The sequence below is a fragment of the Streptomyces sp. NPDC007971 genome (assembly GCF_042958635.1).
GTDB lineage: Bacteria > Actinomycetota > Actinomycetes > Streptomycetales > Streptomycetaceae > Streptomyces.
The window spans coordinates 1-13019 of sequence record NZ_JBIBJK010000050.1; the positions used below are offsets into that span (position 1 = coordinate 1).

Here is a 13019-nt window from a genome sequence, read left to right on the forward strand (position 1 = left end):
GGCTGAATGCGGCGACGGAGTTGGCTCTGCCGGCCACGCTGGTCTTCGACTACCCGACTCCCGTCGCACTCGCGGCCTATCTGGGCGCCGAGTTGTTGGGTGGTGTCGTCGATGTGGTGGTCGACGGTCCTGCTGTGGGTATGGCGGACGAGCCGATCGCGATCGTCGGTATGAGCTGCCGTTTCCCTGGTGGGGTGGGTTCGCCGGAGGACTTGTGGCGGCTGGTGGCCGAGGGCGGGGACGCGGTCTCGGAGTTCCCGGCCGACCGGGGCTGGGACCTCAACACCCTCTACGACCCGGACCCTGAGCACTCGCAGACCACCTACAGCCGCATGGGCGCCTTCCTGGACCGTGTGGCCGACTTCGACCCGGCGTTCTTCGGGATCTCGCCGCGCGAGGCGCTGGCGATGGACCCGCAGCAGCGGCTGCTCCTCGAAACGTCGTGGGAGGTGTTCGAGCGGGCGGGCATCGACCCGAACTCGGTGCGGGGCAGCCGGTCGGGCGTGTTCGTCGGCACCAACGGCCAGGACTACACAGCCTTGTTGACGGCCGCGCGGGAGAGTGTCGACGGATATGTGGGCACCGGCAACGCCGCGAGTGTCATCTCCGGCCGGCTGTCCTACACGTTCGGCCTCGAAGGACCGGCCGTCACGGTGGACACGGCCTGCTCGTCGTCGCTGGTCGCCCTGCACTGGGCGAGCCAGGCACTGAACAAGGGCGAGTGTGAGCTGGCGCTCGTCGGCGGTGTGACGGTGATGTCGACGCCGGGCTCGTTCATCGAGTTCAGCCGCCAGCGCGGGCTGTCGGTGGACGGCCGCTGCAAGGCCTTTGCCGATGCCGCCGACGGCACCGGATGGGGCGAGGGTGTCGGCATGCTGCTCGTGGAGCGCCTGTCGGACGCGCAGCGCAACGGCCATCAGATCCTCGCCGTCGTACGGGGTTCCGCGGTGAACCAGGACGGCGCGTCCAACGGCCTGACCGCGCCGAACGGCCCCTCCCAGCAGCGGGTCATCCGCCAGGCGCTGGCGGTCGCGGGTCTGGAGCCGTCCGACGTGGACGCCATGGAGGCCCACGGCACCGGTACGAAGCTGGGCGACCCGATCGAGGCGCAGGCGCTCCTTGCCACCTACGGCCAGGGTCGTCCCGCCGGCCGGCCGCTGTGGCTCGGGTCGATCAAGTCGAACATCGGTCACACGCAGGCCGCCGCGGGTGTGGCGGGTGTGATCAAGATGGTGATGGCCATGCGGCACGGCGTGCTGCCGCAGACCCTGCACGTGGACGAGCCGTCGTCGCACGTGGACTGGTCGGCGGGCGCCGTACAGCTGCTGACGGAGTCTCAGCCGTGGCCGGAGACGGGCCGCCCGCGTCGGGCGGGTGTGTCGTCCTTCGGCGTCAGCGGCACCAACGCGCACACCATCATCGAGCAGGCCCCCGAGGCGGAGCGGAAGGAAGCCCCCGAACCCCTGCCCGTCGGTGCCGTCGTCCCGTGGGTGTTGTCGGCGCGGAGTGTGGAGGCGCTGCGGGAGCAGGCCGCGCGGCTGAAGTCCTTCGCGGAGGCGTCGGCGGACCTGGCCTTGGCGGATGTGGGTCGTTCGCTGGTGTCGTCGCGTGCGGTGCTGGAGCACCGTGCGGTGGTGGTCGGTGCTGAGCGGTCGGAGCTGCTCGACGCGCTGGCGGCTCTGGCCGAGGGCCAGGTGGCTGGTGGTGTGGTCTCGGGTGTGGCTGATGAGCCCGGCCGGGTGGGTTTCCTGTTCTCGGGTCAGGGTTCGCAGCGGCTGGGCATGGGGCGTGAACTGTCCGACCGGTTCCCGGTGTTCGCCGAGGCGTTGGACGAGGTGCTGGATCTCCTGGCTCCTGAGGTCCGTGAGGTGCTGTTCGGCGAGGACGCGGACGCGCTGAATGAGACGGGGGTGACGCAGCCGGCGCTGTTCGCGGTCGAGGTGGCCCTGTTCCGTCTCCTGGAGTCGTGGGGCATCCGCCCCGACCTGCTGGCCGGGCACTCGATCGGCGAGCTGGCCGCCGCACACGTCTCCGGCGTGTGGTCCTTGGCGGACGCCGTCAAGGTCGTGTCGGCCCGGGGCCGGCTGATGCAGGAACTGCCCGAGGGCGGCGCGATGGTCGCCGTCCAGGCGTCCGAGGCCGAGGTCGCGCCGGACCTGTCGGAGACGGTGGGCATCGCGGCGGTGAACGGCCCGGACTCGGTCGTCGTCTCCGGTGTCGCCGCCGACGTGGAGGCCGTTGCCGGGCGGTGGCGTGAAGCAGGTCGCAAGGTGACGCGGCTCCGCGTCAGCCACGCGTTCCACTCGCCCCTGATGGACCCGATGCTGGACGAGTTCCGCCGGGTCGTGGAAGAGGTGTCGTACGAGGCGCCCGCGATCCCGATCGTGTCCACGCTGACCGGCGCACGCGCCACCGCCGAGGAACTGGCCTCGCCGGAGTACTGGGTGCTCCACGTCCGCGAACCGGTGCGCTTCGCCGACGCTGTCGGCACGCTCGTGAACGACGGCGTCGGCACGTTCGTCGAGGTCGGCCCGGGCGGGACGCTCTCCGCGCTGGGCCGGGAAACCGCGCCGGACGCGGCCTTCGTACCGGTACTGCGCGGCGAACGCCCGGAAGCGACGGCCGTCACGACAGCCGCGGCACACCTGCACGTACGCGGTGTGGCCATGGGCTGGCAGGCGCTCCTCGCCGGACCCGGCGTGCGGCGGGTGGATCTGCCGACGTACGCGTTCCAGCGCGAGCGGTTCTGGCCCGACATGCTGTCGGCGGTGGGTGACGTGTCGGCGGCCGGGCTCGGTTCGGCGGAGCACCCGCTGCTGGGCGCGGCGGTCACCCTCGGCGGCACGGAAGGTGTGCTGCTGACCGGGCGGCTGTCGCTGCAGACGCACCCGTGGCTGGCCGATTCCGTGGTCCAGGGCTCGACCCTGCTGCCCGGCGCGGCGTTCGTGGAGCTGGCGATCCGCGCGGGCGACCAGGTCGGATGCGACCTGGTGGAGGAACTGACGCTGGAGGTGCCCCTCGTCCTGCCCGGGAACGGCTCGGTGCGGGTGCAGGTGTCGGTCGGCGCCGAGGACGCGTCCGGCAGGCGCGAGCTGGCCTTCTACTCCAGTGAGGGGGACGTCGACGACGCCGGCTCGTGGACCCGGCACGCCACCGGTGTACTGCGGTCCGGCGCAGGCGCCGCAGGGGCTTGTCTGGTCGAGTGGCCGCCGGCCGGGGCCGAAGCCGTGGACCTGGACGGCCATTACGACCGCATGGCCGACGGCGGCTTCGGCTACGGCCCCGCGTTCCGCGGGCTGCGGGCCGCATGGCGCAGCGGCGACGAGGTGTTCGCCGAGGTCGCCCTGCCCGACGGTGTGAAGCCGGACGGTTTTGGTCTGCACCCGGCGCTCCTCGACGCGACACTGCACACCATCGGCCTGGCGGGCGGCGGCGGCGTCGGCCGGTTGCCGTTCTCGTGGTCGCGTGTGCGGCTGCACGCCTCCGGTGCGACGGTGCTGCGGGTGCGGCTGTCGCCCGCGGGCCCTGACGGGGTGTCGCTGACGATCGCGGACGGAGCGGGTGCTCCGGTGGCGAGCGTGGGCACGCTGGTGCTGCGCCCGATGACGACGACGGTGGCGCGGCAGGACCAGGAGGCGCTGTTCGGCATCGACTGGGTGCCGGTCTCCCCGTCCGACGGCGACATCCCGACGGTGGAGTGGACCGATCTGGAGTCGCTGAACCAGTCGCGGGACGCCGAGCAGCCCGACTTCGTGGTCCTGCCCTGCCCGGTCGCCTCCGTCTCCGACCCGGCCGCCGGCGCGCAGGAGGCCGCGCACTGGACGCTGAACGCGATCCAGGCCTGGCTTGCCGAGGAGCGATTCGACGCCTCGCGCCTGGTCGTCGTGACCGGGGGAGCGGTCGCCGTCACGGACGACGAGGACGTACGGAACCCGGCACAGGCCACGGTGTGGGGCCTGGTGCGGTCCGCCCAGGCGGAGAACCCCGACGGGATCGTGCTGGTCGACCTCGACGCGGAAGCGGCCTCACTCGACGTACTGCCTGCCGTGCTGGCCACGGGCGAACCGCAGTTGGCGGTGCGCTCCGGCAAGGCCGGCGCCCCGCGTCTGGCTCGCGTACGGCAGTCCGTGGTGGAGGACCCGGGGTTCGGTTCCGGCGCGGTGCTGGTCACCGGCGCGACGGACACCCTGGGCCGGCTCGTCGCCCGGCACCTGGTCGCGGAGCGGGGCGTGCGGAGCCTCCTGCTGGTCGGCAGGCCCGGTGCCGAGGCCGAGGCCGAGGGCGCCGCGGAGTTGCGCGAGGACCTCGTGGCGCAGGGTGCCGACGTCGTCCTCGCGGCCTGTGACCTGGCCGACCGCGGGGCGCTGGCCGCGCTGCTGGCCGAGCACCAGGTCTCCGCCGTCGTGCACACCGCCGGTGTCGCGGGCGACGACCGCACGGCCGGCTCGCCGACCCCGCACCTGATCGACGCCGTGCTCCGGCCCGGGGCCGACGCGGCCTGGCACCTGCACGAGCTGACCCGCGACCTGGACCTGTCCGCGTTCGTCCTGCTCTCCTCGGCGGCCGGCACGCTCGGCGTGCCCGGCCAGGGCACCCGCGCGGCGGCGAACACGTTCCTGGACGCGCTCGCACAGCACCGCAGGGCGGCCGGCCTGCCCGCGACGTCGCTGGCCTGGGGGCCGTGGGACACGGTCGGCGGACCGGCGGAGACCGACGTGCGGCCGGCGCCCGTCGACGGCGTGACCCCGCTGGGGTCGGCCGAGATCCTGGCCCTGTTCGACGCGGTGGGCTCCACGGGGCGTGCGCTGCTGGCCTCCGTACCGCTCGACCTGCCCGCGCTCCACCAGCGGGCGCGCACCCGGCCGGTGCCGCACCTGCTGCGCGCACTGGTGCGCGGCACGGCACGCAGGGCCGCGGCGGCCGCGCACGTCGCCGGGTCCGCGCTGGCGCAGTCGCTGGCGGGCCTGACCGAAGCCGAACGGGAGAAGGCACTGCTGGAGCTCGTGCTCGGGCATGTGGCCGTGGTGCTCGGGCACAGCTCGGCGCATGCTGTCGCGCCCGACCGCGCGTTCAAGGAGCTCGGGTTCGACTCGCTGACCGCCGTCGAGTTCCGCGACCGGCTCAACGCGGCAACCGAGCTGCGTCTGCCCGCGACACTCGTCTTCGACCACCCCACCCCGACCGCGCTCGTGGCCCACATCGCTGCCGAGCTCGCCGGGGCGCCCGTCGCCGCCGCGCCCACGCGCACGGCCGCGGCGGTGTCCGACGACCCGATCGCGATCGTCGGCATGAGCTGCCGCTACCCCGGCGGCGCGAACTCGCCCGAGGAACTGTGGCGGCTCGTGCACGACGGCATCGACGCCATCAGCGAGTTCCCCACCAACCGCGGCTGGGACCTGGACACCCTGTACGACCCGGACCCCGACCACGTCGGTACCACCTACACCCGCGAGGGTGGCTTCCTGCACGACGCCGACCGCTTCGACCCCGCGTTCTTCGGGATCTCGCCGCGCGAGGCGCTGGCCATGGACCCGCAGCAGCGGCTGCTCCTCGAAACCTCCTGGGAGGCCTTCGAGCGCGCCGGTGTCGACCCGAACGCGGTGCGGGGCCATGACATCGGAGTCTTCGCCGGAACCAGCCTCCAGGACTACGCCGCACTGCTGGCGGCCAGCGAGGAGAGCGTCGAGGGGTACGTCGGCACGGGCAACGCAGCGAGCGTCATGGCCGGACGGCTCTCCTACACGTTCGGCCTCGAAGGGCCGGCCGTCACGGTGGACACGGCGTGCTCGTCGTCGCTGGTCGCCCTGCACCTGGCCGCGCAGGCACTGCGCGCGGGTGAGTGCTCCCTGGCCCTGGCGGGCGGCGTGACGGTGATGTCGACGCCGGGCGCGTTCCTGGACTTCAGCCGCCAGCGCGGGCTGTCCGTCGACGGACGGTGCAGGCCGTTCTCGTCGGACGCGAGCGGCACCGGCTGGGGCGAGGGCGTCGGCATGCTCGTCCTGGAGCGCCTTTCCGACGCCCGGCGCAACGGCCACCAGGTCCTCGCGGTCGTCCGCGGTTCCGCGGTGAACCAGGACGGCGCCTCGAACGGTCTGACCGCGCCGAACGGTCCTTCCCAGCAGCGGGTCATCCGTCAGGCGCTGGCGGTCGCGGGTCTGGAGCCGTCCGACGTGGACGCCATGGAGGCCCACGGCACCGGTACGAAGCTGGGCGACCCGATCGAGGCGCAGGCGCTCCTTGCCACCTACGGCCAGGACCGCCCCGCCGACCGGCCGCTGTGGCTCGGGTCGCTGAAGTCCAACATCGGCCACACCCAGGCCGCGGCCGGCGTCGGCGGCATCATCAAGATGGTCATGGCGCTGCGGCACGGCACGCTGCCCAAGACCCTGCACGTCGCCGAGCCGACCCCGCAGGTCGACTGGTCGACCGGCGACATCGAGCTCCTCACCGAGGCCCGGCCCTGGCCGGACACGGACCGGCCGCGCCGGTTCGCCGTGTCGTCGTTCGGATTCAGCGGCACCAACGCGCACGCCATCGTCGAACAGGCGCCGGTCACCGCGGCCGCCGCGCCGAAGGCCGCACCGCCCACGTCCGCACCGCCCACGTCCGCACTGCCCACGTCCGCGCTGCCGCTGCTGGTCTCGGGCCGGGGCGACGACGCGCTGCGGACCCAGGCCGAGCGGCTGCGCGCGCACCTCGTGGCGCACCCGGACCTGAACCCGCTCGACGTCGCCGCCACCCTCGCCACCGAGCGAGCCGCCCTCGAACACCGGGCGGTCGTCCTCGGCCAGGACCGCGACGCACTGCTTGCCAACCTCACGGCGCTCGCCGAGGGGCGGACCGCGAACGAACTGGTCTCCGGCGTCGCCGGGGCACACCGGCCCGCGTTCCTCTTCTCCGGCCAGGGCGCGCAGCGCCTGGGCATGGGACGCGAGCTGTACGACGCCTTCCCGGTGTTCGCCAAGGCGCTCGACGAGGTCCGTGCCCATCTGGACGCCCACGCCGAACAGCCCCTGCTCGACGTGTTGTTCGGGGACGACGCCGATGCGCTGAACGAGACCGGGGTGACGCAGCCCGCGCTGTTCGCGGTCGAGGTCGCGCTGTTCCGCCTCGTCGAGTCCTGGGGCATCCGCCCCGACGTGCTCGCCGGGCACTCCATCGGTGAGCTGGCCGCGGCCCATGTGGCGGGCGTGTGGTCGCTGGCCGACGCGGCCGCGGTCGTGTCGGCCCGGGGCCGGCTGATGCAGGCGCTGCCCGAGGGCGGCGCGATGGCCGCCGTCCAGGCGACCGAGGCCGAGGTCGCCTCGGAGCTGCCGGACAGCGTGGGCATCGCCGCGGTCAACGGCCCGAACGCGGTGGTCGTCTCGGGCGTCGCCGCCGACGTGCAGGCCGTGGCCGAGCGCTGGCGTGAGGCGGGCCGCAAGGTGACGCGGCTCCGCGTCAGCCACGCGTTCCACTCGCCCCTCATGGAGCCGATGCTCGACGACTTCCGCACGGTGCTGGAGAGCGTGTCCTACGGGAAGCCCGCCATCCCCCTTGTGTCCACGCTGACCGGCGCGCAGGCGAGCGCCGAGGAACTGGCGTCGCCGGAGTACTGGGTGCGGCACGTGCGCGAGTCGGTGCGGTTCGCCGACGCCGTCGCCACGCTGCGGGACCGGGGCACGGACCTGTTCCTGGAGATCGGTCCGGGGGGCGTGCTCTCCGCGCTCGGCCAGGAGACCGCGCCCGACGCGACCTTCGTACCGGCGCTGCGCGGCGACCGGTCCGAGACACTCGCCCTGGCGACGGCCGCGGGCAGGCTGCACGTGCTCGGCGTGCCCGTCGACTGGTCCGCACCGACCGCCGGCGGTACGCACGTCGACCTGCCCACCTACGCCTTCCGGCGCGACAGGTTCTGGCCGGCCCTGGCCGACGCCCCCTCGGGTGACGTCTCCGGGTCCGTCGACGCCCGCTTCTGGGCGGCCGTCGCGGACGGCGACCTCGGTGAACTCGCGGCCGAGCTGGCCGTGTCCCCCGACGACCCGATCGGCGCGGTGCTGCCCCGGCTGTCGTCGTGGCGGCGCGAACAGGCCGAGAACTCGGCCGTCGACAGCTGGCGCTACCGCGTCACCTGGCAGCCGATGAGCGACCCCACCCCGGCACTCTCCGGCACCTGGCTCGTCGTCAGCCGGGACGGCACCGGCGAGGAACCCGTCACCGCCGCGCTGAGCAGGCACGGCGCACGCGTGGTGCCGGTGCGGACCGGCGAGGCGGTGGACCGGGCGTCGCTCGCGGCCCGGGTGGCGACCGACGGTCCCGTCGCGGGCGTGCTCTCGCTGCTCGCCCTCGACCCCGAACTGCCGTCCGGCGGACTGACCGCCACCCTCGCCCTCGTCCAGGCCCTCGGCGACAGCGGCCTCGGCGCGCCCCTGTGGTGCGCGACGCGGGGGGCGGTCACCACCGGCGGGTCCGACGCCTCCGTCAGCCCCGAACAGGCGATGGTGTGGGGCCTCGGCCGGGTCGTCGGGCTGGAGCACCCGGACCGCTGGGGCGGCCTCGTCGACCTGCCCGAGACCCTCGACGAGCGCACCGGCACCCGCCTCGCGGGCGTCCTGTCCGCCGCCGGGGAGGAGGACCAGCTCGCGGTCCGCGCCGGCGGACTGTTCGCCCGGCGGATCGTCCGGGCGGCAGCCGGCCGCGCAGGCGACTGGAACCCCGCCGGCACGGTGCTGGTCACCGGCGGTACCGGCGCGATCGGCGCGCACATCGCCCGCTGGCTGGTCGCCAAGGGCGCCGAGCACCTGCTGCTGACCAGCAGGCGCGGACCCGACGCCGACGGCGCCGAGGAACTGCGCGCCGAACTGACCGCGCTGGGCGCCCGCGTCACGATCGCTGCCTGCGACGTCGCCGACCGGGACGCCCTCGCGGACCTGCTGGCCTCGGTGCCCGAGGAGTTCCCGCTCACCGCGGTCGTGCACGCGGCGGGCGTCCTCGACGACGGCGTGCTGTCCGCCCTCACCCCGGACCGGCTGCACGCCGTGCTCCGGCCGAAGGCCGACGCCGCGGTCAACCTGGACGAACTGACCCGTGACCACAAGCTGTCCGCATTCGTGATGTTCTCCTCGCTCTCCGGCACGCTCGGCGGGTCCGGACAGGCGAACTACGCGGCCGCCAACACCTTCCTGGAGGCACTCGCGGAACGGCGCGCGGCGGCGGGCCTGCCCGCCACCGCGGTCGCATGGGGACCGTGGGGCGGCGGCGGCATGGCCGAAGGGGCCCTCGGCGACGCCCTGCGCCGCCGCGGCCTGGCCCCGATGGAGCCCGAGCAGGCCGTCGCCGCGCTGGACCGGGCCGTCCGCCTGGGCGACCCCATGACACTCGTCGCGGACATCGACTGGGACCTGTTCGCGCCGACCTTCACCGCGGTACGGCCGAACCCGCTGCTGTGGGAACTGTCCGGCGGGTCCCGTGCCCAGGGCACCGCGGACGCGGCGGCGCCGAGCGACCTGACGGCCAAGCTGTCGGGGCTGTCCGGCCCCGAGCGCGAACGTGCCGTGCTCGACCTGGTGCGGGAGTACGCGGCGGCCGTCCTCGGCCACGACGGCACCAAACTGGTCGAACCGGGCCGGGCGTTCCAGGAACTCGGCTTCGACTCGCTCACCTCGGTCGAGTTCCGCAACCTCCTGAACGTGGCCACCGGGCTGAGCCTGTCCGCGACGCTCGTCTTCGACCACCCCACACCGGCCGCGCTCGCCGCGCACGTACTCGACGCACTGCCGGGAGGCGGCGCGCCGACCATCGACGCGGAGCTGGACCGCCTGGAGTCCGCACTGTCCCTCCTGACGCCGGACGACGAACAGGGCGCCGCCGTCAGTACCCGTCTGCGTGCGCTGCTGTCCATGTGGGACGAGGCGCACACCCGCACGGAACCGGCCGAGTCCGCCACGGACGCACGTACGGCGACGCCGGACGAGCTGCTCGCGCTGCTCGACGAACAACTCGGCAATTCCTGAGCACCAGCCGCTCGCGCTGCTCGACGAACAACTCGGTAGGTCCTGAGCTGATGAACACACCTGAAGGGTCCGATCACATGTCCAACGAGGAGAAGTACCTCGACTACCTCCGGCGGGCCTCCGTGGACCTGCAGGAGGCGCGCGGCAAGCTGCGCGAGGCCGAGGAGCGCGAGGTCGAGCCGATCGCGATCGTCGCCATGAGCTGCCGGTTCCCCGGCGGCGTGCGGTCGCCGGAGGACCTGTGGCGCCTCCTGCTGGACGGCAAGGACGCCGTCTCCGCGTTCCCCACCGACCGCGGGTGGGATCTGGAGGCGCTCTTCGACGACGACCCCGACCGGCAGGGCACCTGCTACACCCGCGAGGGTGCCTTCATCCACGACGTCGCTGACTTCGACCCCGCCTTCTTCGGGATATCGCCGCGCGAGGCCGCGGCCATGGACCCGCAGCAGCGGTTACTCCTGGAGACCTCCTGGGAGGCGTTCGAGCGGGCCGGCATCGATCCGCAGGCGATGCGGGGCAGCCGGTCGGGCGTGTTCGTCGGCACCAACGGCCAGGACTACCTGGCCCGTCTGATCACCGGCACGCCGGACGGCTACGAGGGCTACCTCGGCACCGGCAACGCGGCGAGCGTCATCTCCGGCCGCGTCGCCTACACGTTCGGCTTCGAGGGTCCCGCGCTCACCATCGACACCGCCTGCTCGTCGTCCCTGGTCGCCCTGCACCTCGCGGTGCACGCGCTGCGGCACGGCGAATGCCCGCTCGCCCTCGCCGGCGGCGTCACGGTGATGTCGACGCCCGGCGCCTACATCGACTTCAGCCGTCAGCGGGGCCTGGCCGTCGACGGCCGCGTCAAGGCGTTCGCCGACGGAGCCGACGGCACCGGCTGGGGCGAGGGCGTCGGCCTGCTCCTCCTGGAGCGCCTGTCGGACGCGCAGCGCAACGGCCACCAGGTCCTCGGCGTGATCCGCGGCTCGGCGGTGAACCAGGACGGCGCCTCCAACGGCCTCACCGCGCCGAACGGTCCCTCGCAGCAGCGAGTGATCCGCCAGGCGCTGGCGAGCGCGCGACTCTCCGCGGCCCAGGTGGACGCCGTCGAGGCCCATGGCACCGGTACGAAGCTGGGCGACCCGATCGAGGCGCAGGCCCTGCTTGCCACCTACGGCCAGGGCCGTCCCGCCGACCGGCCGCTGTGGCTGGGGTCGGTGAAGTCGAACATCGGTCACACGCAGGCCGCCGCCGGTGTCGCTGGTGTGATCAAGATGGTGATGGCCATGCGGCACGGTGTGCTGCCGCAGACCCTGCACATCGACGAGCCGTCCTCGCACGTGGACTGGTCCGCGGGCGGGGTGGAGCTCCTGACCCAGGCCACGCCGTGGCCGGAGACCGGCCAGCCCTGGCGGGCGGGTGTGTCGTCGTTCGGTGTGAGCGGTACGAACGCGCACGTCATCGTGGAGCAGGCTCCGGCGGAGGAGCCGGAGTCGGAGTCGGCGTCGGGGCCGGTGGCGGTCGCGGGGCCGGTGGCGGACGGCGGTGCTCTGGTGCCGTGGGTGTTGTCGGCGCGGAGTGTGGAGGCGCTGCGGGAGCAGGCCGCGCGGTTGAAGTCCTTCGTGGAGGCGTCGGCGGATCTGCCGGTGGCGGATGTGGGTCGTTCGCTGGTGTCGTCGCGTGCGGTGCTGGAGCACCGTGCGGTGGTGGTCGGTGCTGAGCGGTCGGAGCTGCTCGATGCGCTGACGGCTCTGGCCGAGGGTCGGGCGGCCGGTGGTGTGGTCTCGGGTGTGGCTGATGAGCCCGGCCGGGTGGGTTTCCTGTTCTCGGGTCAGGGTTCGCAGCGGCTTGGCATGGGGCGTGAACTGGCGGCCCGGTTCCCGGTGTTCGCCGAGGCGCTGGACGAGGTGCTGGATCTCCTGGCTCCTGAGGTCCGTGAGGTGCTGTTCGGTGAGGACGCGGACGCGCTGAACGAGACGGGTGTGACGCAGCCGGCGCTGTTCGCGGTCGAGGTGGCCCTGTTCCGGCTGCTGGAGTCGTGGGGTGTCCGGCCGGACGTGCTGGCGGGTCACTCGATCGGTGAGCTGGCTGCCGCGTATGTGTCGGGTGTGTGGTCGCTGGCGGATGCGGTGAAGGTGGTGTCGGCTCGTGCCGGGCTGATGCAGGCGCTGCCCGGGGGCGGTGCGATGGTGGCGGTCCAGGCGACGGAGGACGAGGTCGCGTCGGACCTGCCGGAGACGGTGGGTATCGCGGCGGTCAATGGGCCGTCGTCGGTCGTCGTGTCGGGTGTCGCCGCTGATGTGGAGGCTGTGGGCGAGCGGTGGCGTGAGGCGGGGCGGAAGGTGTCCCGGCTGCGGGTGAGCCATGCGTTCCACTCGCCGCTGATGGACCCGATGCTGGACGACTTCCGCCGGGTGCTGGAGGGCGTGACGTTCGAGGCGCCCGTGATTCCGATCGTGTCGACGCTGACGGGCCGGGCGGCCACGGCCGAGGAACTGGCGTCGCCCGACTACTGGGTGCGGCACGTGCGGGAGCCGGTGCGGTTCGCCGACGCCGTGAGCACCCTGGTCGCCGAGGGTGTCGGCACGTTCGTCGAGGTCGGCCCGGGCGGGACGCTCTCCGCGCTCGGCCAGGAGTCCGCGCCGGACGCGGCCTTCGTACCGGTGCTGCGCGGCGACCGGCCGGAGGCGATGGCCGTCACGACGGCCGCGGGACAACTGCACGTGCGCGGTGCCCGGGTGGACTTCGAGGTCTTCTTCACCGGCCGGGAGACGCGGCGCGTGGATCTGCCGACGTACGCGTTCCAGCGCGAGCGCCACTGGCTGGACGCCGCGCCTGCCGACGCAACTGTTGAGCAGTTGTCTCCGGTGGAGGCGCACTTCTGGGGTGTCGTCGAGGACGGGGACATCGCCGATCTCGCCCGCACCTTGGATGTCTCGTCGGACGCTCCGTTGAGTGCTGTGCTGCCTCGGTTGTCGGCGTGGCGTAGGGAGCAGCAGGATCGGTTCACCGCTGATGAGTGGCGGTATCGGGTCGAGTGGC

Annotated in this window: 2 protein-coding genes; both read left to right on the plus strand. The window is 73.4% G+C overall.

The window, feature by feature from the left end:
- Positions 1–113 precede the first annotated feature (113 nt).
- Positions 114–9992, plus strand: coding sequence for a type I polyketide synthase (locus ACFZCP_RS45525; protein ID WP_391443068.1), 9879 nt, complete (start codon positions 114–116; stop codon positions 9990–9992).
- 50 nt (positions 9993–10042) lie between these two features.
- Positions 10043–13019: beta-ketoacyl synthase N-terminal-like domain-containing protein (locus ACFZCP_RS45530; RefSeq protein ID WP_391443065.1), on the plus strand; the 2977-nt coding region annotated here is incomplete at its 3' end.